The 21866-nt window shown below is 36.0% G+C and carries 20 protein-coding genes and 1 pseudogene; 14 read left to right on the top strand and 7 right to left on the bottom strand.

The features are described from left to right. Positions 1 to 72: 72 nt before the first annotated feature. The 3 genes from D9782_RS03705 (at position 73) to ric (ending at position 3051) form a co-directional block, all read left to right on the top strand. A complete protein-coding gene (locus tag D9782_RS03705) occupies positions 73 to 264 on the top strand; it encodes a hypothetical protein (protein WP_121604119.1) in 192 nt (63 codons plus the stop codon). Positions 265 to 736: 472 nt separating this feature from the next. Continuing rightward, a complete protein-coding gene (locus tag D9782_RS03700) occupies positions 737 to 2260 on the top strand; it encodes a nitrate/nitrite transporter (protein WP_121605809.1) in 1524 nt (507 codons plus the stop codon). A 101-nt stretch (positions 2261 to 2361) separates the two neighbouring features. Further along, positions 2362 to 3051 (top strand): iron-sulfur cluster repair di-iron protein, encoded by a 690-nt coding sequence (gene ric, locus D9782_RS03695; protein ID WP_121604118.1) that lies wholly within the window; start codon positions 2362 to 2364, stop codon positions 3049 to 3051. Positions 3052 to 3334: 283 nt separating this feature from the next. Here ric and D9782_RS03690 read toward each other — a convergent pair whose 3' ends face one another. Both D9782_RS03690 and nrdD read right to left on the bottom strand, forming a co-directional pair. Beyond that, positions 3335 to 3994 carry a 4Fe-4S cluster-binding domain-containing protein gene (locus D9782_RS03690; RefSeq protein WP_026682335.1) on the bottom strand — a complete coding sequence of 220 codons (660 nt, stop codon included), beginning with the start codon at positions 3992 to 3994 and terminating at the stop codon, positions 3335 to 3337. 20 nt (positions 3995 to 4014) lie between these two features. Next, positions 4015 to 5958 (bottom strand): anaerobic ribonucleoside-triphosphate reductase, encoded by a 1944-nt coding sequence (gene nrdD / locus D9782_RS03685; protein ID WP_121604117.1) that lies wholly within the window; start codon positions 5956 to 5958, stop codon positions 4015 to 4017. A 258-nt stretch (positions 5959 to 6216) separates the two neighbouring features. On the opposite strand from nrdD, the gene modA reads away from it, so the two are divergent. The 3 genes from modA to D9782_RS03670 all read left to right on the top strand — a co-directional run bounded on the left by modA (position 6217) and on the right by D9782_RS03670 (position 8339). Next, on the top strand, positions 6217 to 7002 hold the full coding sequence (gene modA, locus D9782_RS03680) for a molybdate ABC transporter substrate-binding protein (RefSeq protein ID WP_121604116.1): 786 nt from the start codon (positions 6217 to 6219) through the stop codon (positions 7000 to 7002). Further along, a complete protein-coding gene (gene modB, locus D9782_RS03675) occupies positions 6983 to 7663 on the top strand; it encodes a molybdate ABC transporter permease subunit (protein ID WP_121604115.1) in 681 nt (226 codons plus the stop codon). The genes modA and modB overlap by 20 nt, the downstream gene beginning before the upstream one ends. A 292-nt stretch (positions 7664 to 7955) precedes the next feature. Beyond that, on the top strand, positions 7956 to 8339 hold the full coding sequence (locus D9782_RS03670; protein ID WP_121604114.1) for a YbaN family protein: 384 nt from the start codon (positions 7956 to 7958) through the stop codon (positions 8337 to 8339). A gap of 135 nt (positions 8340 to 8474) precedes the next feature. Here the strand turns inward: D9782_RS03670 and D9782_RS03665 are convergent. Then, positions 8475 to 9168: pseudogene (locus tag D9782_RS03665) on the bottom strand (SDR family NAD(P)-dependent oxidoreductase). 144 nt (positions 9169 to 9312) lie between these two features. On the opposite strand from D9782_RS03665, the gene D9782_RS23490 reads away from it, so the two are divergent. After that, a complete protein-coding gene (locus tag D9782_RS23490; protein ID WP_240455802.1) occupies positions 9313 to 9921 on the top strand; it encodes a hypothetical protein in 609 nt (202 codons plus the stop codon). Next, the gene (locus D9782_RS23485) at positions 9909 to 10556 is read left to right on the top strand and encodes an AraC family transcriptional regulator (protein WP_240455801.1); all 648 of its coding nucleotides are present in this window, start codon (positions 9909 to 9911) and stop codon (positions 10554 to 10556) included. Before D9782_RS23490 ends, D9782_RS23485 begins: the two co-directional genes overlap by 13 nt. Before the next feature lie 128 nt (positions 10557 to 10684). Here D9782_RS23485 and D9782_RS03655 read toward each other — a convergent pair whose 3' ends face one another. Beyond that, the gene (locus tag D9782_RS03655) at positions 10685 to 11332 is read right to left on the bottom strand and encodes a class I SAM-dependent methyltransferase (RefSeq protein ID WP_121604113.1); all 648 of its coding nucleotides are present in this window, start codon (positions 11330 to 11332) and stop codon (positions 10685 to 10687) included. A gap of 203 nt (positions 11333 to 11535) precedes the next feature. Between D9782_RS03655 and D9782_RS03650 the strand changes: the two genes are divergently transcribed. Further along, a complete protein-coding gene (locus D9782_RS03650) occupies positions 11536 to 12021 on the top strand; it encodes a GNAT family N-acetyltransferase (RefSeq protein ID WP_121604112.1) in 486 nt (161 codons plus the stop codon). 463 nt (positions 12022 to 12484) lie between these two features. On the opposite strand, the gene D9782_RS03645 is transcribed toward D9782_RS03650, so the two are convergent. Continuing rightward, positions 12485 to 12679: a helix-turn-helix domain-containing protein gene (locus D9782_RS03645; RefSeq protein WP_162986324.1), complete on the bottom strand. Its 195-nt coding sequence runs from the start codon at positions 12677 to 12679 to the stop codon at positions 12485 to 12487. Positions 12680 to 12913: 234 nt separating this feature from the next. Between D9782_RS03645 and D9782_RS03640 the strand changes: the two genes are divergently transcribed. Together D9782_RS03640 and D9782_RS03635 are read left to right on the top strand one after the other, a co-directional pair. Further along, a complete protein-coding gene (locus D9782_RS03640) occupies positions 12914 to 14692 on the top strand; it encodes an LPXTG cell wall anchor domain-containing protein (RefSeq protein WP_121604110.1) in 1779 nt (592 codons plus the stop codon). A 500-nt stretch (positions 14693 to 15192) separates the two neighbouring features. Then, on the top strand, positions 15193 to 15858 hold the full coding sequence (locus tag D9782_RS03635; protein WP_121604109.1) for a class A sortase: 666 nt from the start codon (positions 15193 to 15195) through the stop codon (positions 15856 to 15858). 111 nt (positions 15859 to 15969) lie between these two features. Here D9782_RS03635 and D9782_RS03630 read toward each other — a convergent pair whose 3' ends face one another. Continuing rightward, positions 15970 to 16776: a zinc-dependent metalloprotease gene (locus D9782_RS03630; protein ID WP_121604108.1), complete on the bottom strand. Its 807-nt coding sequence runs from the start codon at positions 16774 to 16776 to the stop codon at positions 15970 to 15972. 239 nt (positions 16777 to 17015) lie between these two features. On the opposite strand from D9782_RS03630, the gene D9782_RS03625 reads away from it, so the two are divergent. Beyond that, positions 17016 to 17741 carry a GNAT family N-acetyltransferase gene (locus D9782_RS03625; protein ID WP_121604107.1) on the top strand — a complete coding sequence of 242 codons (726 nt, stop codon included), beginning with the start codon at positions 17016 to 17018 and terminating at the stop codon, positions 17739 to 17741. A 135-nt stretch (positions 17742 to 17876) separates the two neighbouring features. Here D9782_RS03625 and D9782_RS03620 read toward each other — a convergent pair whose 3' ends face one another. Further along, the gene (locus D9782_RS03620) at positions 17877 to 18767 is read right to left on the bottom strand and encodes a LysR family transcriptional regulator (RefSeq protein WP_026682323.1); all 891 of its coding nucleotides are present in this window, start codon (positions 18765 to 18767) and stop codon (positions 17877 to 17879) included. Between the two features lie 119 nt (positions 18768 to 18886). On the opposite strand from D9782_RS03620, the gene D9782_RS03615 reads away from it, so the two are divergent. Next, positions 18887 to 19906: a YeiH family protein gene (locus D9782_RS03615; protein ID WP_121604106.1), complete on the top strand. Its 1020-nt coding sequence runs from the start codon at positions 18887 to 18889 to the stop codon at positions 19904 to 19906. A 425-nt stretch (positions 19907 to 20331) separates the two neighbouring features. Continuing rightward, positions 20332 to 21462, top strand: a complete 1131-nt coding sequence (locus tag D9782_RS03610; RefSeq protein ID WP_162986323.1) for a response regulator — start codon at positions 20332 to 20334, stop codon at positions 21460 to 21462. Positions 21463 to 21866 lie beyond the last annotated feature (404 nt).

Below are 21866 nucleotides of genomic sequence, written 5' to 3'. Positions count from 1 at the left end.
AAGGTGCAACAATTCTTGTCATAAGTAATAGGTTGACTTTTTTTACAATGGGTAAAGTGAAAATCGCTATCCGTGAGTATAAAAACAGCTGTGTTACTTCATGCTAGCGTTGTAGAGCCTGATAATAGCGAAGGCCGGCTACTTCAACTCCTGTGGGAAATGTTTGACCTGAAGATCCACTTTTTTGAGCGGGTTTTGCTAAAAAAGTTAGCTGAAGGACAAACCCCACGGAAAGGGAAGTGGGCAGCCGGAGTGATTCCATAATAGCTACTAGAGGAAGCGTAAATCTGAGCATGTAGTGATAAGGACTGAGCGAATTTTGCTCAGTTTTTCTTAGTTTTTTCTTTTGTTATATTCATGAACTTTTCTTCCGTGGAGTGTTTGTTTAATCTATGTGTCATACGATTCCCTTTTCAATTCCTAAAGTAACCCCATTGAAATATAGTTTTGCCACGCTTCGTTGTCTCTTTTATCCCGCATATAACTGGCAGTAAGTCTCCACTTTAGGTACTAAGAGTGAAACCAATAATAAAGTGCTTTTTGTATCTGTAATTTAAGTTAATCATAGCGCATTATGCGAAGTTGTGAAAAACATCACTCTATACTTATGGTATGTCACTGCTTTCTCTGTGAATTACTACAGGATAAATATGTGATGTTTTTCACAGCCAATCATCAAGTAAATCGATATCGTAAAGATGTCGAGATCAACTTGGAGAAAGGGGAAATTATTCCTATGAAAAAGCCTGGTATACAGTTATCGATGCAAACATCTAGCCTAATTGTTGGATTTATGATCTGGGTTTTAATCTCATCTTTAATGCCTAGTATTCGGGAAGATATTGTTTTAACATCAGGTCAGGCTTCACTAGTAACTGCAATTCCTGTGATTCTTGGGTCTATATTACGTATTCCTATTGGATTTTATGCCAATCGATTTGGCGCCCGATGGGTATTCATAGTTAGCTTTATCATCCTACTATTCCCTGTCTATTATTTGAGTATTGCAAGCTCCTTTACAGATTTATTAATAGGTGGATTACTTCTCGGGGTTAGTGGTGCTACATTTTCTATTGGGGTCACATCGCTACCTAAGTATTATCCAAAAGAAAAACATGGTTTTATTAATGGTATTTATGCGGTTGGGAATGCAGGTACGGCCATTACAACTTTTGCAGCGCCTGTTATCGCTCAGTCTCTGGGCTGGCAAAGCACTATTCGATTATATATCCTTTTAATAATCCTTTTTATTGGATTGAATTTTTTGTTTGGTGATAAACAGGAAACAAAGGTCAAAAATTCGATGTCTGAGCAAATAAAGGGTGTGTATCGTAATGCTACACTTTGGTTTTTAAGTCTGTTTTATTTTGTAACATTCGGTGCCTTTGTCGCTTTTACGGTATTTCTTCCAAACTTTTTAGTGAATAATTATCACTTAGATACAGTAGATGCGGGTTTGAGGACGGCTGGATTCATTGTGTTAGCCACGCTCTTTCGCCCTTTAGGCGGCTGGCTGGCAGACAAATTCAATGCGTATATTATGTTAATGATTACCTTTATCGGTATCGCATTTTCGGGGATTTTATTGTCCTTTTCCCCAGGAATTGGCTGGTACACCATAGGGTCTATTGCTGTTGCTATGAGCGTGGGTATTGGGAATGGAACCGTCTTTAAACTTGTTCCTTTATACTTCTCAAAACAAGCAGGTATTGTAAATGGCATCGTCTCTGCAATGGGGGGATTAGGTGGCTTTTTTCCGCCAATCATACTAACAGCTGTTTATACAATAACAGACCATTATTCTATCGGTTTTATGGCTTTATCTCAATTTGCATTCATATGTTTAGTGATCGTCCTGTTTTTATATTACCAAGATCAGATGAATATTGAACGGAAAATTATTGAAAGTACTGCAGAAGCAATTATTATAACCAATAAGGATGGTGTTATCCAAAACGTGAATCCTGCTTTTACTCGTGTTACCGGTTTTACAAAAGAAAATGTAATTGGCAAAAAACCAAGTATACTACATTCTGGAAAACAGGATGCTGCCTTTTATAAGAAAATGTGGGTCCATATCCATCAAAAGGGATTCTGGGAAGGAGAAATTTGGAACAAACGAAAAAATGGAGAAATATACAAGGAGTGGCTCAATATAAGTGCCGTTAAGAATAATGTTGGTGATGTTAAATATTATGTAGGCATGTTTAATGATCTGACAGAATTCAATCAGTCGAAATATAGAGATCATCATAGTTAATAAGTGATAATTTTGCTTTTTTGTAAAAGTGATTTCTATCACTGACTCTAGAAAGGAAATAGCTTACATTGGAGATAAGTCAGGTATTGGAGGTAATCATAATGAATACATTTACGAAAGATCACACACCAGCTCATATTGTAAAGATGTTCCCGAAGGCCAGTGACTTGTTTAAGGAGCATCAGATTGACTTTTGCTGTAACGGAGATCGCCCTCTTAAGGAAGCATTTGCTCAAAACAATCTTGATGGAGATGCGATTTTAAAGGAATTAAATACCAATTATCAAGGATGGCAGGCAAATGATTCTACTGTCGATTGGGGTACGTTCTCTATATCAGAACTAGTAGATCACATCGTTCATACACATCATGCCTATTTGTTAGAGGAACTCCCTGCATTAGGGGAATTTGTTACAAAGGTTTTTCGTCGACATGGAGCAGATCAACCACATTTAATAGAATTGCATCGATTATACAATCATTTCAAAGTAGAAATGGAGGAGCATACTTTAAAAGAAGAGAATGAACTTTTTCCTTTATTGAAGGAATACGAATTAAACCCGAATGAAAAGCTGTTACAGCAAATTTATGAGACAATTCATAAATTAGAAAAAGAGCATGACGTTGTTGGAGAAGACTTGAAGGAAATGCGGGCCATTACCGATGGATATCAACCTCCTGTGAATGCATGCGGTACGTATCAAATTACCTATGCTAGATTAGCTGAATTGGAAGATGATACATTCCAGCATGTTCATTTGGAGAATAATATCTTGTTTAAGCGAATATAAACGACACAAAAACCGAGAATGACATATCTTTTGTCGTTCTCGGTTTTTGGTAGTCTAGGAAATTAAAAAATTTGCCGATGTGGATAAATAGGCGCATGTTGAGCTGCGTCCGGCTTCAGATTTCTCGGAAGCAAAGACGCTTTCCTGGATCTTCCTCGCCCTTTTCCTGTAAGGTGTGATTCGGATACATCGCACATAGAAAAAGATAAGCGCTCTTTTTACTATTTTATCGTTCCGCTTTTGCTATCTATTTTAGTTATGTATCCGATCCATGTGTTTCGTATTAGCTCCGTGGGTAAACAAATTCATTTAGGAAATAAGGCACAATGCTTCTATGAGATGCTTTTCTTTCCTCTACAAAATGCTTTATCTCTGTAAAAAATGCCTCATCTAGCAATGGATATTGCACTGTTCGAACTTGGTCTAAGATTGAGTTATGTTCAATTACTGCGTCAACACTTGCGATTAATTGATCAACAAGTTTTTTGCTTGGTGTGATTCCCATAACATCTTTATATATTTGTGCATCTTCTTCTATATCTAATACATGATATGGCAGCTTCATATCGATATGGATGCCATCAACAAGGTTTTCCGCGTATAATGCACGAACCTTTTGGTAATAAATTCCGCTAGTTGTTACAATTATTCTTCCACCAAAAAGTGCTCTCACTTGTTGCAATAGGTCACGCACTTCATCTAATGGGTTAATCAGAAATTCGCCTCCACTGAACATTATAGCATCGAATAAAAAGCCACTTTTCTTCAAATAGTCATATAAATCATTTGTGGTCTTATATTCTTTTGGTGTGTTAGCGATGATTTCCTCATAATTATGACAGCCCAAACAATGAAGGGGACAGCCTGACAATGAATGAATCAATAATGTGGTATGATTAGGCAAGTCAGTAAATGTGCGAATAAAGTTATTGTATAATTTCATTGTGATGTTATCACCGCTAATTAACGGTGGACAGCCTCCTTCAACGCAGCTTCTTTTAATCGTTTTCTCATCGCCCAATCGTATCTTCTCGCTTTTGACCAGAAGTTATATCTCCCTTCATAATATCCCTTATCATCTACATGGACGTTGTTTCTGGAGATCATTTTCAAATAACCAATAACTCTGCTGAAAGTTGCAATGTCTTTTGATTCACAGACGGGACAACGATGAATGTTCTTAGCATCTTCAGCAATGATTTTCTGACCGCAACTCATACAAGACGTAATCGTTGGTGTCAATGTAATATAATTAATCGGTTTTTCAAAAATTTTATCCAAGTATTTGGCTAAGGCTTCTGGTTTTACTTTTACTTCAAGAAAATGATGTAATACACTGCCGGATGTAGCATAGCCTTGGAATTCAGCACTGTTTTCTAATTGTTCTGCGAAATCATCTTCAGAAAATGGAGTCATACAGCCGCTAGTCAAGTAAGGATTATCTCCTTCACCTTGTACATAGATTTCACGATTATTTGCTTTTGCCCATTTAAGGTCATGGCGTGCAAGTTTAATGGCAGCATTTTCGGCAGGGGCATACTCAATTCCACATGCCACGTTATCTCTCACAATAAATTCATTTACAATCTCTGTCATGTATTGCATAATTTCGTGAGCAATCATTTTACCATTTTTATCTTTAATTCCATCCTTATAGCCTAAATTAATGAGACCTTCATTCATACCAGTAAGGGCGAATACATTAAAATAGTTTTTCAAGTTTTTATTAAAGGCGAAAAAAGTCGGATATAATTCTTTGTTTTGTTCAATCCACTTTCTCTTTTCCATGTGGGCTTCCTGCATAACTTCCATATACTCACGTATCTTCACTTTGACGAGATTCATATCATGTCCGAATTCCAAAAGCACCCTGTTCATGTTTAAATTGAGCACCTGTACAGCACCTGTGGAGCCTGTTGATGATCCGAAAACACCACCACCGGCTTTCGATAGTGTCTCTAAGTTGATTTGCAGCCTACAACAGAGACTCCTACTCACTTCTGGATCCTTTGCTTGAATGAGTGGATTTAATGCTTTGTAATATGGATCCTTAAATGGCTTTGTTTTAAAGTTCTCAAAATATACACCACCCCAATGATACATTTTATCCAGTAGTTCGATAAATAATGGGTTTTGGTAATCAAAATGATCATCAATTTGGACTGTCAATAATGGGAAAGTAAAAGGAATTCCATCACTGCCTGTTCCATTTTTCATTACATTAATAATTGCTTGGTTGATACGATCAAAGTAAGTTGCTGGTATATCCTTATACTGGATATTTCGTCCTTCACCACCGATAATGATATATTGTTCTTTTATTTCTTCAGAAGGTTTCCCAAACTCTAATGTAATATTAGAAAAACTACTTTGTGCCCCAGATCTAAGTGGCATATTTAGTTCCCAGATAAGACTTTGAAATAGCCCTACGAGTTCTTCATCTGTATACGTAATACTACGGCGCTCCTCATCAAACAAATAAGAAGCTGCAATGGTTGATAGTTGTGCTAACATAACTGCACCTGAGACTTGCTGTGATACTAGTGTAACAACATTACTAAAATGTCGTAATAAAGTTGACATCCGCTTAGTTGGTTTGGATGAGATCATATTTTTAGCCAGCGATGGTATACCTTTTGTAGCAATATCCTTACAGCTAATGGATACACAATATGGTGCAAGCTGTTTATCGTGTACATAGACAATTCCCTCATCATATAACTCTTTTATTTTTAATGGGAGAATATGATTAAAAAGAAATTCTTCCTCCGCATGATTGGTTAAATTATGCCTTAAAAGTGGTAAGGAATAAACATAATTACTGTTTTCGTGCCTAAGATAATCTGTTTGCTTGTTTTCTTGTTGCAATGTAAATTTGTCGATAATATCAATCGTATTTTGGAACATGCATAAACCTCTCCTTTAGACTTATGTATCTTGTTAATCTTCTATCATCCTAACACAATATATAGCGTTTGTTTGTGATTGAAGTCACTATATATTGATGTGATTATAGAAGCAACAGGTAAAAATGATCAAAGTCTTAAGCCCCCTACTGATTGAAGTTTCACTTTATTATGAGTGATTTTTAAATAATGTGATGAAAGTCATTGCTAAGTAGTATGAAAGATTATAGATTATTATCTATAGAATAGAGATGGAAGCATGAAAAGGATTACGTTAGGCATTACGCTTATTCTTATGATTATTACGGCGTGTTCCAATAAACAGAGTACAGGTCCATCTTCAGATAAGAAGGGAAATGTTGAGTTAACTGCCTCAGCAGCAAGTTTGAGGGATGGAATGGAAGTTATTCAACATACCTATCAAGAAGCGCATCCAGAGGTGGATTTAAAAATTAATTTTGGAGGGTCTGGTTCTCTGCAACGTCAGATCTCTCAAGGAGCACCGGTGGATATTTTTTTCTCAGCAGCAGTAGATAAATTTGATCGATTAATCGATGAAGGAAAAATTGCAAAAGAAGATGGCGTAGATCTTCTTGGGAATGAACTTGTATTGGTTGTTCCCAAAATTAAAAGGTCTACTATTACAAGCTTTCAAGATCTTGTAAAGAAAGAAGTAGGTAAAATTTCCATTGGTATACCTGAATCCGTGCCAGCTGGGAATTATGCCAAGGAATCTTTAAAAGAGATGAATATATGGAAAGATATAGAATCAAAAATAGTTTATGCAAAAGACGTTCGGCAAGTATTGTCTTATGTTGAAACGGGTAATGTTGATGCTGGAATGGTATATAAAACAGATGCTATCGTTTCTAATAAAGTGAATATTGTCTCAAAAGCCAATTCAGAGACACATTCCCCTATTACTTATCCAATTGGAATCATCAAGACTTCAAAAGATAACAAAGCAGCAAAAGATTTTTATAATTATTTACAAACCAACAAGGCATTGAAGGTATTTGAGGAATATGGATTTACTACAAAATGAGGTAGTTATGCAAAAATTTTTGAGTCCAATATGGTTGTCTATAAAGGTGACGGCCATATCTGGTGTTGTAGTTATTTTAATCGGAACAATAGTAGGACGATTTTTGGCCAGAAAGACGTTTAAAGGAAAAGCATTATTAGAAACCATCATTATGCTTCCAATGGTTCTACCTCCCACGGTCGTCGGATTTTTGCTAATCATCCTATTTGGAAAGAATAGCATAGTTGGACAGGCTACTGAATGGCTGTTTAAGCAACCCCTTATATTTACATGGTGGGCTGCTGTTATAGCTTCTGCAGTTGTTGCCTTCCCACTTGTGTATCAGTCTGCCAAAACGGGCTTTCAAGGGATCGATCTTAGTATTGAGGAAGCAGCAAGGGTAGACGGAGCAAATGAATGGAAGATTTTCTTTCTGATTTCCATTCCGTTGGCTTTCCGCTCTCTGGTATCAGGGAGTATATTAAGCTTTGCGCGTGCCTTAGGCGAATTTGGCGCGACGTTAATGTTTGCTGGTAATATTTCAGGAGTAACACAGACCATTCCTATGGCAATTTATATAGCGCTTGATTCAGGGAATATCGAATTGGCATGGCTATGGGTGATCTCGATAGTTATCATCTCCTTTTTCATGTTACTAATGGTCCGAATAAAACAAGAATAATGAGTGTAAAAGTAAAAAATGAGGCATGAGTTAAGCGGACCTGAGCCTCCTTAAGAATTTTATGGTAGGTTACTTTCAGAAAAGGATTTTATTCCCTTCATCTTTTAAGCTGACTTAACAGTTTAAAAGAAATCGCATCGTTAACTACCTGAATGTGGAGGGATTAATTGCCCATAAGAGCTCGATTAGTTTAACTAGCCATTGGTAGAGGCTCCCCCTCTGATGGATGTTGAATGTTAAGTTACTAGGATAACTAGTTCATATCTACGAATAATTATAAGTTGGTGTAAACATGACAAAATTATCGCTTAATATATGTGGAACTTTTTCACTCGGATTAGGGGTGTTAGGCATTGTTGTTCCAATTCTTCCAACAACCCCATTCCTTTTACTATCTGCAGCATGCTACGCTAAAGGTTCACTGAAATTGTATCATTGGCTATTGGCGAACAGGCTTTTTGGACCTTATATCCAAAATTATCGTTCAGGTAAAGGTATACCATTAAAAGTGAAAATAGTAAGCATTTTGTTCTTGTGGCTATCTCTTTCCTATAGCATTATTTTTATTATTCCATTAATTAGTATTAAGTTCATATTGCTACTGGTAGGGTTGTTCTTTACTGGAGTTATACTTAAACAAAAAACATATAGAAGTAGACTACATGGATCTGTTTAAATAGTTATAGTTGCTGCAAGTTGTTTATTTAAGAAATTTTTAGTGTCTATTTACCATAAAAAAACACTCTCCTTTAGCGATTTAGTGTACAAGCTGTTTGCGTAAAGGAGAGAGTCGTAGGCCTTAAAGATAGGCTTATAATGTTAATCCACCATCGACAACAACAATGGAGCCAGTCATATAGCTTGCTTTATCAGATGCTAAGAAGGTAACCATTTCGGCAAGCTCATTTGGTTCAGCATAACGCCCCATTCTCATATTTGATATTTCCTCAGGAACGTAACCATCTTTTTCGAATTCCTTTATTAGCATATTCTAATGCAGCACCTATCGTTAGACCAATGACGGCATGCTTGCTAGCAGAATAAACAGCCACACTGTGCTCTGGACGAACACCAGCTGTAGAAGCAGTATTAATGATCGAGCCACTTCCCTGTTTTTCCATTACCTTTAATACATATTGTAATCCGAGAAATACACCTTTTACATTAACCGACATAATGCGATCATACTCTGCTTCTTCTACCTTTGTAAAAGGAGCAAACTTTTGGATAATCCCTGCATTATTAAAAAATATATCAATACGTCCGTATACTTCCATAGCCTGATTAACATAATTCTGTACATCTTCGTTTTTGGAAACATCTGCTTGGACGAAAATACCTTCTCCACCCTGTTCTTGTACAAGTTTTAAGGTTTCATTCCCTGTTTCTTGGTTAAAGTCAACTAGTACAACCTTTGCACCGTGATTAGCTAGCTTTAGACTACTTGCTCTACCAATACCACTGCCAGCACCAGTAATTACAGCAACTTTGTGTGCTAATTCCATCCTTATTTCCCTCTTTAATAGATCTTCAACTATTATTTTAGACGATGTATATCATCAAAGATTGTATTTACGTAAGAAAAATAGTATTTTTCTCTTATAAAGACTAAAAATATAAGCGCTTACGTATGAAATGAGGAAGTAATTATGAAATCTTTAAAAGAGCATGTGAAATATACGTGTCAGCTTATCTCGGAAGCCCACCAAATACCAGTGTATTATGTCAATGCAAACGGGGATCTTGAATACGAATTTACGAAAGCAGAACTACAAAAAAATCCATTTTATCGTCCAATAAAAGAACAATTAAGTATTTTCTGCGGTTCAGGTAACCTAGCGGATTCCCCTCTGTTTTTTTCCAATTCCTTCTTACATTTTTTTATGATCAAGGTTCATCAGGAGAATGTTTCTTTGGGAAAAATTATTGTTGGTCCTACCATAGAAACAGAAATGTCCGAAAAACAAATAACACAGATAATGGATCTTTTTAAAGGGTACGAAAATAAAAGAAACCTGATTGATTATTACAGAACTGTTGCTGTTATATCGAGGGAGCAATTATTAGTGATTAGCAAAGAAGTTTATTATATGATTTATCAAAAGCGATTAGAAAAAACATTGGTTAAACAACAAAATAGCATATTGGAACCAAAAGATATGCAAATAGAAAATGCAGATCTTGAGCTTTCGAAAGGTAGAAGGGATTTTATTTTTCATTCTAACTTTACTACGAGCGCGTATTATTGGAACATATAACTAATGGTCGCATTGACAAGCTAGCTGACGTCACCGATTACTCGATTGTCGGAGAAGCGGCGTTGGGTATTTTGTCTAAGCGAAGCCGATTACAAAGTGAGAAAAATTTAATGATAACAGCAATCGCACTTGTTTGCAGGGCTGCCATAAAGGGAGGACTAAATGAGGAAGCAGCTTTTACTTTAAGTGACTTCTATATCCAACAGCTTGAAGAATTAAGAAGCTTGCAAGAAATATTGAACTTAGTGAAAGAAGCTATATACGATTATACGAAACGCGTACACCAATTACATAAACAAAAACATTCTGCACCAATAACAGCTTGTCTGCACTATATTTATAACAATCTGTATAATGATATCTCGCTAGTGAATTTGTCTAGGCTTTGTCATTTAAGTTCAAATTACCTATCGTCAATGTTTAAAAAGGAAGTAGGGATGTCGATTCGTGCGTATATCCAGAAGCAGCGAATCGACGAAGCGAAAAAACTAATTATATTAACTAATTACGCCGTTTCTGACATAGCCAATTGGCTAAATTTTACAGACCAAAGTTATTTTGTTAAGGTTTTTAAAAAACATGGGATGACCCCTAAGCAATTTAAACATAATCATCCGGAAGGAGGGAGAAAATAGGGTGATATTTTATTAGTGCATAAGTCTTTGATCTGCCGCGAATCGATTTTATCGAGTTGGCAGCAGATCATTATTCACGAACAATCAATAATGGCATGTGTTCATGATGAGAGCCTAATTTGAAACAGCTACACTTTCTTTAATACGGCTCTAAAGCAATTTAACTCCTGCCAAATTCTAGAAACAATCGCATCGTCAGGTTTAGATAAAGTATAGTGATCATAAAATGTTAGCCCGGTGATATCGATAATTTTAGTAAGTGTCTCGATGGAGATCGTCGGATAATCGAAGGTAAAGATCATTTGACCGTCGTCCTTTAATACGCGTTTAAGTTCTAAAAAGGATTTAATACTATCTTCTTGGCTTAGGTGCTCTAATACGGAGATGCAGAAGACCTTATCAAAAAGTTTATCCTCATAGGGAAGCTGGGTCAATGAACAGCATTGGATGTCTATATTTTGAAGAAAAGCATCTATCTCCTGTTGTTCCACGTTCCGCGGATAAGTTGACACTGCATCATGCAGGATGGCTTCTTTTGATAAAATGCGCTGGTCTATATCGCATGCATAGACGGATCGACATACGTTTGCCAAATAGAATTTTAATGGATGGGCAATCCCACATGCTGCATCTAGTACCGTATCTTTTTCATGAGCAAACTGTTTTACCCATTCATATTCATAAAATCTAGTTTCCCAAGTATTTGGCAGTGGGAAGATAAATTCGCGAGAGGAAGGATCAGTAATACGAAAAAATCGAGAGTGTGTATAATCCACTAGTCTAATTCTCCTTTATAACTTATGATCATTCGTTTCATCAGTATATGTAGGAGATAAAGAGATTGCTTTAGTAAAATGAAAAACAGGCTCTCGGAATTTCAAGGGGGGAGTGGTTGTATGAATATACATTTAAGAAGGAAAAACATGATTTTGTGAGAAAATACTAAGAAACACAATTACTTAAGAGAGGAGCAAAAACATTGGTGTCATTATCGCTAACACCTCAAGAAGAAAAGCAAATTCTTTATAATTTATATTCTCTCTATTTACATGATCTTTCTAGCTTTACAAATGATTTAGACATATCGGAAAATGGTTCATTTGCATATGATTCTTTTGATTTGATCTGGGAGACGGATGGCTTAGCACCATATTTCCTTAAAGACAGGGAAAAAATTGTTGGGTTCTTACTCCTATTAGAAAGGCCTTTTTTAAAGAAAGAATATGATTATAGTATTAATGATATTTTTATGTTAAGGAAGTTTAGAGGTAAAGGAATTACAATTTTGCTATTAAAGGAGCTGTTTAAGCAGAAAAGAGGGAAATACGTTGTAGCTGAATTAGCTAAGAATAAACCTGCTGTTTCATTTTGGAGAAAGGCTTATCAGAAGCTAAATATCAACTTTGAAGAAAAGAAGCAAGTGATTGATAATGAAATATGCTTCGTACAGACTTTTCGAGTTTAAGGAAGATTGTGATTGGAGTAATGTATAGTTATTATCCTATAGAATAGAAGGATTATGGAAGAAGATTTTATGCATAAGGATTCGTAGATTATGGTTATCTACGGAGAAGATGTAATTAACCATAGAATAATAGTTTTTAAGTTCTGGATGTTGTTTAGAAGAAATGGGAAACAAAAAATATATGCTTGCGATATATACTAATATAAATGGGTTATCAATACTGGTAACCTATTTATTTCTAATTCTAAAATTAGGGCAGCCAAAAAAACATTATTAAAATTGTAAAAGACGACATAATAGAGAAAATGCTATCTTTCCTAACAAAAACAAATAAACATAAAAACCAAATACTATTCCTCAGTAAATGTCCAATGGGTTCAAAGGCCATTAGGTTATACCCTTGTGGTATGAGCAATCAGTTGGGGATAAACAAAATCCCCTCTGATTGAAGTTTCACTTTATGTTATTGCTTTGTAAAGTAGTCAATGCCGACGCTGAAATATTCTGAAAGTAATTGTAATTTTTGGATACTAGGTATGCTATGGTTTGCTTCATAACGTTGAACTTGTCTGGTGCTAACGTTTAATACTTTAGCTAGATCCGTTTGTTTCAAATTGTTTTCTTCTCGGATGTTCTTCAATTTACTTCCAATATTCATAGATGTGTTCTCCTTTTTCGCATTGACGCGACATATAACGTCAGGTAAAATGTAAGCAATAAACGACATTATATGTCGTGTTGGGTTTGATTGTTTATATTTATCTATAAATATAGATGAGACAATCCAGACTTTCAATGAGTATGTTTAATTTTATTTCGGTAAGTGAGGTGGTAATTTTAAGTAATTATCTTAGATTGCAGCTAAAAATACACCTCAGGGGGATTGTAAAAATTGAATGTATTAAAATCAAGCAAATTTATTACAATTACAGTAATTCTCACATTAATTTTAAGCTTGCTTTATACCACTATTTTTTTAATCGATACTGCTAGTGCAAATGATTCTCCGAGATACAAAACGTTTTTTAGTTTAGACAGAGGTAATATTACATATGATGATGGCAGACCACCATCTATTGGCTATGTTGATCGAATAACAGAAAATAATCCACTTGGTGGTGCGATTCTGGGTACGCGCTTCAAAGTTGATGAAAATGGTGTTATTGTTTATTGCCTGAATTGGGATTTAGATTCTCCATTGTTAGAAAAGGATGGAGGAAACGAGTATAAGAAGACATCTGAACGTTTAACTAAAGAAGAATACACTGCTATGGTCTATGCATATGGCAACGACCAAGATATTACGAATGATTATACAATCAACGGGAAAAAGCTGACAGAAGATCAACGTTATTATGTTTCTCAAGTAGCGCTGTACATTGTCTCTCATGATATGAATAGTAAAAATATTACGATCGATTCTTTAATTAAACACACTCGTGGTGAGATAGATCATGAGATTTCTGAGGAATTATATAAAATTATTGAGAAACACGTGGATTATATTGAGAACAATTTACTTGATGTTCCAGCAGAAGAAGATTTACATATTAAACTTGAAGGGCAAGCAAACAAACTTGTACAGAATGGAACATATTTCGAATCAGATGTTTTACAGCTAAAAGTCAATAATCAAAATGCTAAAGTGGTTTTTACAAAGAAAAACCTTTACAACGCATATTTTGTTGATCTTGAAGGTAATACTGTAACGGATGATTATATATTAGATGGGAATGCGTTTAAGATTCGTTTGAACGCAAAGGATATTGAGGAAAAAGGGAAAATTGAACTAGCTTTTAAAGCTACTACAGATATTGAAAATGTCTATAAATATGAACCACGCTACCAAGATAGTGACAAGCGTGGACAGGGTGTAGATGGAGAAAAGCTACAACGAATAACATGGATGGAAACAGATACAAAGGAAGCTAATGTAAGTGTTTCTATCAATTATGACATTGTAAAGGGAGACCTTGTTATTCATAAAACGGATGTCGGGACAGGTGAATCACTTGAAGGAGCAACCTTTGAAATAAAGGATGAAAAAGGTAATATTGTCTCTACCATGACAACGAATAAACAAGGATTGGCAATAACAGAAGGTTTAACTTTCGGGAAATACACATACCAAGAGATAGAAGCGCCAGCTGGTTATGTGCTTGATGAAAATATATACGAGATTGCGGTCTTAGAAAACGGGGAAGTTACAGCTGAAATAACAAATGACATCATCCGTGGGAACTTTGAGCTAAACAAAGTAGATGAAAAGACTAATGAACCACTAGAAGGAGCAACGTTTGAAATTAAAGATGTAGAGGGGAATCATATTTCTACGGTAACAACGAATAAACAAGGATTAGCAATGGTGGAAGGCTTGCCTTTTGGGAAGTACACATATCAAGAAGTAGAAGCACCAGAGGGTTATGAAATTGACCAAACCGTTTACGAGTTTGCCATAGAAGAAACCGGCAAAACTGTAAACGTTACCATGAAGAACAATGCTAAGAAAGCAAGTACTAACGAACAGCAATCAAAAGAAGCTCCGAAAAAATTACCAAAAACAGGAGATAAAACGAACACGATAAATTATATGTTAGGTAGTCTTTTCCTAGCGGCAGCAGTTATACTCGCAAGGTTGGTACGTAAAAAAGAAAACAATGAATCAAATTAGGATATTCCAGCTGTATAAGAAGAGGGTTGGGGAGTAACTAAAACAGTCTAATGTAAAGCAAATAATGCATGATGCTATTTCGGGAATGTACGTAGACACTTTGAAATTGAAGAACGCTTTTTCTGCATGTGATGTATCGTTGCCGAAGCCTTCCTTGTCTTGCACGAGTATAGGCAACGACGAGACCTCATAGTGTCAGCACGAGAATGCTAACCCGCCCCCCAACGGAAAGCGAAGTAGCTTCGTTACACGAACCATCATTTATCCCACATATAACTGTCAGTAATCCCCCCACTTCAAGCAATATAGTGAAAGGGGGGGGGACTGCCAGTAAATGACCGATTGGTTCCAATTCCTTTAGGTCATACTCTTGTGGACCGAACAATCGGTGGGGGATAAACTAAACCACTACTGGTTGAAGTTGCACTTTATAGTTGTTTGCTCTTTGTTAGATTAAGATACGTTTGTCTCCGCCTTCTTTTAAGGAGTAGATCGAGCAAATGAAAAAGGTAACTGTTTTCATAATCATTTTATTTACTTTAATTGGTATAACTTTTTTTGTGTCTCCATATCTAAAAGAATACGTAATGAATAAGAAAATTAATAAAGTAGTTGCAGAAATTAAAAAATCTGATAGTGAAACGTTGAAGGATAATAGGGAGAAGAAGCAAAAGGAAGAAGTAATTATTGACTTCCCGTCTGAATATGATGTTTTAAAGAATATTAATTATACAGGGAACCCAGTTGCATATTTGTTCATTCCTTCTACCGAGTTAGAACTTCCCATTTTTAGTACAGTTAATAATAACAATCTTCTAATGGGAGCAGGCGAAATGAAGGAATATGATGATCTGGGAAAAGGTAATTATGCACTGGCAGGGCATCGAATGAAGGAAAAGGGCTTGTTATTTCATGATGTAGCTCGTTTGTCTATTCATGATGTAATATATGTAACCGATCTAGATAAAGTATATAAATATGTCATTAACCGTGTAAGAAAGGTCGATGAAAAAGATTACTTTATTATCGATGATAATGGAAAAGATGAAATTACACTGATCACTTGCGATATTCCGAGTAAACCAGAAAGTAGAGTTGTAGCTAGTGGAGATCTTGTTGAAGTGTTTGATTATGGAACTAAAGATTTAAAATCCGTTAGAAAATAAGACAAAGTAAGTGGGTTCAGCTCATGAAGAGGCTGCTCCATTATTGAGGTAGGGGAAGCATTTAGTAAGAAGAGGGCTGTCTTCTAGGACGGCCCTCTTTGAACTTGGTTATTATTGACCATACCATTGTTTGTTATTTTGAATTTGTGCATGGTGCTCTGGGTGCCAATAGTCGACGGAATATGCGTAATCATAGTTCATAATACAGCGTATTCCACTGCCCTGCGGGTCATGGCCTAGTCCATAGTTGTGGGAAAACTCATGCTGTGCAGCTTTTGAAGTGTTCGTTATTCCTTGATCTAAGTTAACACTATATGCTGTTCCTGGAGCTGAATTATATACGTATGCAATTCCTCCCGCATCAAAGTTTGCATCTTTAGTAAATCCAGTTACAAAATCATAAGGTTCGTTAGACCAGTCTCTTTGTAAATCCGCCAAAATTTGTTCGCTACTTCCACCTTGTGATGTCCAGCTTGCTACCGCTTGTACTTCAAAGTCAATTCCATGATCACGAATAAATGCATCATCTGTATTCTCTATAATTTGTTGGACACGATCTTGCCAATCGCTATAGGCTGCTCGGTACTCCTCATCGGCTACTGCAAGTACAGTTACTGTCTTTGTTGCCTGTGGTTGTAACTCTCCCCTCTCTTTATACTTGTTTGTAGAGGTAGTTTTCTTCGTTGTTTTGACCTTTTTCACATTACCGTTTTCATCTAATACGTTCACTTTAGTCGATTGTTCAATTTTGGCTGGCCCTTGTTCTGGTGCAAATTCTTTCGCTTTTGGTAGTGTTTCAATATAAGTAGATGTTGCTGCTGACTGATCATGGTGTTGATGCTGTTCAGCTAATCCTGTAGTGGGTATTGCCAAAAGTGTTAAGATAAGAATAAGTGCAATAGAAGAAATTCTTTTCATGTATATCCTCTCCCTTTTTGGTTGTTATTTTCTGATTTCGTGAAATATTCGTGATATCCTTCTAATTATTGTAAAAACAGGAATTATTACCTAAAAAATGGCTGTTTTTAGGTATAAGGACTAGAATAATAGTGGTAGTTTAATAGATAATTTTAGTAAATGAAACTAGTCTAGTAGTGCATATTGATTTACGTCATTATTACAATGATCGTGAAAAATTATATTGGGGAGATAAGCAGATGAATTTGTATAATACAATTAAAAATGAAAAAGAATATTGGCTTGTTGATCAAGTCAAACAGGAAGGTATATCCACAGAAGCTTATATGGAAATGTTTCAAAAGCTATTAGGAGAATGGCAGGAGGGAAACATTGGTTATATTTCTGTACTGATGGATGAAGTGCACGAGCAAGAATTAAAGCAGCTTGGCTTTACGAAAATCTCCACAATTGTCGAGTATACAAGAACGTTGGAGGACATTCCGATTTTAGATGGTGAGATACAAGCTTATTCGCTATCAGAGAGTAATATGAGTGATCAAGTTTTTGCTAGCCTTTATCAAGCTTGTCGGTCAGGCTCGGCGAATAAAAACAAACAGCAGACGATTGAACAGATCATGCAATCCTTACACCATGAATTGGGAGCTCATTGGCGTGATCACTGTTTTTATTTTACGTCTAATAATGAAAAACTTGGTATAGCTATTCCTCACATTGAGATGGGTACAGCTGATGAAGGGAGGATGTTTTACTTTGGTGTTGTACCAGAATGGAGGGGAAAAGGCTATGGTGCTAAACTACATCTTCATACTCTATCATTGTTAAAACTATTCCATGCTACGTATTATGTTGGTAGTACAGATGAAGCTAATACGAACATGATAGCAATCTTTAAACGAAATGGCTGTATGCTTAGAGATCGAAAAGGTATTTATCGATTGGAGAATAAAATAAATGCTGAGTAGCATCGCTTTTCAGCAAAGGCTGCTACCTGGATTTGTATGGTTGATTAATCGAAGCTTATGCAAAGTGGGTAGTAATGATAGTAGAACATGCACCATCAGTGAGGGATGATCGAAATTACCTCACTGATGGAAGGTTCACGTATACGGCCATTTTTGTTTTAATGCTTCGATAAATGCTTCCACGTTTTTTTTACTTTTCATGATTGGTGAATAAACGTAGGAGAATGTTCGATTGAAGGTTGTGTTGTTTAGTCGGAGAATAGCGAGTTGGTTCTGTTGAACATCTCGCTCTATTACGCTATGCGAAAGCAGCGATAGCCCCATTCCTTTGATAACACTTTCTTTAACCCCTTGATTACTACTTATTGTAAGTATCGATTTCGCTTTTACCCCATTTGAACGAATGACATGATTAAGGTATTCCCTTGTACCAGAGCCTTCTTCTCGGGTCACCCAGGCTTGATTATGCAGTTCCTTCATCGTAATGGTAGCTTTCTTTGCTAGTGGATGGTTGGTCGCAGCTAGAACATATAATTCATCCTGCATAAATGGATAAACAGAAAGCTCTTTATCATTCGTCTGCCCTTCAATTAAACCGATATCAACCTGGAATAGTCGTACTCGCTGGACAATTTCTTCTGTGTTGCCAATGACTACTTCGAGAGTAAGCTCAGGGTATTTATCTTGAAGCTCAACGAGTAAATCGGGAATGATATATTCTCCAATGGTGAAGCTGGCGCCAATTTTTAAATTGCCTTTAATAGTCTGGTGATGTTCCATGATATCCTGCTTTGTCTGTTCGTAGATTGTTAGAATTTGTTTAGCACGGTGGTATAGCACCTCTCCAGTGGGCGAAATTTGCATGGATTTAGGTGAACGTATGATTAATTCTGTACCGAACTCTTTCTCTAAATTTTTTATATGCAGGCTGACACTAGGTTGTGATATATGTAATTTCTCAGCTGTCTTCGTAAAATTCCTTTCCTCTACTAACGCGACATAGGTGCGCAATGCATCATAGTACAAGTTAAACTTCTCCCCTTATTATTAATATTACTAATAGTTATAATTATATATATGTATTTTACTAATAATAATACTTTCGGTAAAGTTTAAGTAGAAACCACTTAAAGGAAGTGTCGGTAATGGGGAAAGCAATTGGTAACCATCAGGCAGATAAGTATGCCTTTGTGAAAGGGGTAGGTATTACATTACTTATCGCTATTATTGCAAAGTATGTTGCTCAGCTACCATTCTTATCAATTATGGGACAGTTAGTTATCGCAATTATTATCGGAATGGTATGGAAAGCGACTATCGGTGTTCGGGAAAATTTACAGGCTGGGGTGACATTCTCGAATAAGAAATTATTGCGCTTTGGCATTATCTTATTAGGAATGCGGTTAAACTTAGCCGATATTTATAACGCGGGTATTGGCGTATTTCTAATTGCTGCTATATGTCTGGTAGTAACTTTATTTATTGTTTATGGGTTAACAAAATGGTTTGGTGTAGGCAAACGACTTGGAATCTTAACGGCATGTGGAACAGCTATTTGCGGTGCGGCTGCTGTTGTAGCTATCGCGCCACAAGTAAAAGCGAAGGATGATGAAACAGCAGTAGGTGCTGCCACTGTTGCTGTATTAGGAACGATTTTTACATTAATTTATACGGTTTTATATACAGCTTTACATTTATCACCAGCTGGTTACGGTGTATTCACTGGGGCAACACTGCATGAAGTAGCTCATGTGGTGGCAGCAGCTACGGCTGGAGGGAATGATGCCGTAGATTTAGCCGTTATTGTCAAATTAACACGGGTGGCATTACTAGTGCCAGTAGCTATCATCATTGGTTATCTCTTTCAGCGAGGTAGTGGGCAAACAGAAAGCAGGCTATCCATGTCTATCATTCCTTGGTTTATTATAGGATTTATTGCAATGAGCGGATTTAATACCCTTGGGATTGTATCCGAGGAGGTTGCAGGAGTAATTGTTAATATCGCTTACTTGCTTATTGCTATGGCAATGGCAGGTCTCGGTTTAAATGTCGATATAAAAACCTTCCGCAAATTAGGTATGAAATCATTTGCTGCGGGAATCATTGGTTCGGTTATTTTAGCTGTTTTAGGGTATACACTTGTAGTGTTATTCTCTATAAATTAAGCCAAATCGTTTTTTAATAATATAATGTGTGTAAATGTAATTATCATAGTTTTCGAATACCGATATAATATCGTTTGTCTAGCGATTTATATCGGTTATTTGAGTCTCTTAAAATTATCGTGAAGTGTTATTAAAAAAGTAGCAGTTACCATTTTTTATCCCCCTGTGGATATATTAAAACGCACCTGATTTCTATTATTAATGACCCTCATGGATTAAAGTATTATGTAGATATTTAGGATATAAATGGTTTTTTAGCAGTGAAAGGTATAAATGAGCTATTGCTTAAATACTATCTTTTTTATCTTGCTAAGTTGATTTGTAGGTATTAAGATTCATTTTCACACTTGGGTGACAGGAAATATTGACGGATGTTATTCGTTAGCGGAAGATATAAAAAAAGGGCTGAAAAAGGAGGTCTTTTTTTGAAAGCTATTCTCGTCGATGATGAACAGCTGGCATTAGATTTCCTAGAGCGGAAGCTTCATCAGATAGGTAATGTACAAATTATTGATAAATTCATTGATCCTCTTCAAGCAAAGAATTGCATTTTACGATCTCATGTCGATGTCGTCTTTTTAGATATTCATTTACCAGAGATAAATGGTTTGCAGCTAGCTGAGCAAATAATGGAAAGCAAGCCAAATATAACGATCGTTTTTGTAACCATCTATGATCAATATGCTGTACATGCTTTTGAAATTAACGCATTAGATTATGTTGTCAAACCTTTACAACTGGATCGATTACATAAAACTGTATCACGTATAAATGCACGTCTTGCTATGCCTCAACAGGAGTCTCCAGGCGAAAAGAGTAAGATTCAAGTAAATGTTTGTAGACAGCTAACAATTGTAAACGAAGCAGGTAAAGCTGAAACTTTAAGTTGGCGGACAGCCCGAGCACAAGAGCTATTTCTCTATTTATTGCAAAATAGAGAACAGCCTGTTCGGAAATCAGTCTTAATTGATCTATTTTGGAACGATTGTGATTTAGATAAAATATACCCCCTGTTGTATACGACGGTATATAATATGCGTAAAACGTTAAAAAGGTATAGCCACCATTTTTATATCCAGAGTACGAAAGAAGGGTATATTCTTCGTACAGAGGATGTAACAATTGATGTTGAGGAATGGGAAAGAAGGCTTAATTCAGCACAGCCGCTTATTTTGGAAGCGGTTGAAGAATATGAGGAGATTATGAATGTATACACAGGTGCCTATCTTCAGGAATATGATTATTGGTGGGCGGAGGCTGAACGACATCGACTTGAGCAAACTTGGCTTGATTTTTCGTTTCAATTAGCTGAACTTTATCAGAAAAAAGGAGATATAAAAAAAGCAATACATTGGTATACCAATATATGTAATCAACAGCCAGGTACGGAAGAAGCTTACGTAGCCTTAATGAAATTATATGCTATGGAGGGTAATCCTAAATTAGTTGACCAACAATTTGACCAGTTAAACAGGGATATGTTAGTTGAATTAAACATAACGCCAAGTCTTGAAACCATTCAATGGTACAATCATTGGAAGAAAGTTAGTAAGTAAATTTCTTGTATGCTATTGCTTAAAGGATTAATTATCGCTACTGATAGACGGATTACTGACAAAATGGTTGCGAGGTATTTAAACTTCTGTTCAGAACAATGTTGTATATAGTTATATAAGGATTAAATGAGCTTTATTAATCCTTCAGAATGATAAAAAATATTTGTTTTAATCTCTTCTTTACAGGCATTGGCGTTCTCTTCTAGTTGAGAAGAAAAAAATCGAATGATAGGGTGATATAGTGTAACGAATACGGCGCAAAAAACCTGATGTGATTGATCCAAATTACATCAGGTTTTTCTCATATATACAAGATAACCTAAAACCATTATACAGTCGTATTCTACAAATTAATAAAGTGATCGAAATGGTCTGATTATCGATCCAATTGACTAATAGGAGAC

Origin of the sequence: Virgibacillus sp. Bac332 (assembly GCF_003667785.1) — a bacterium.
GTDB lineage: Bacteria > Bacillota > Bacilli > Bacillales > Amphibacillaceae > Virgibacillus > Virgibacillus salarius.
Note: the sequence above shows the minus strand (reverse complement) of the source record. Positions and strands in the feature narration are given on the sequence as shown.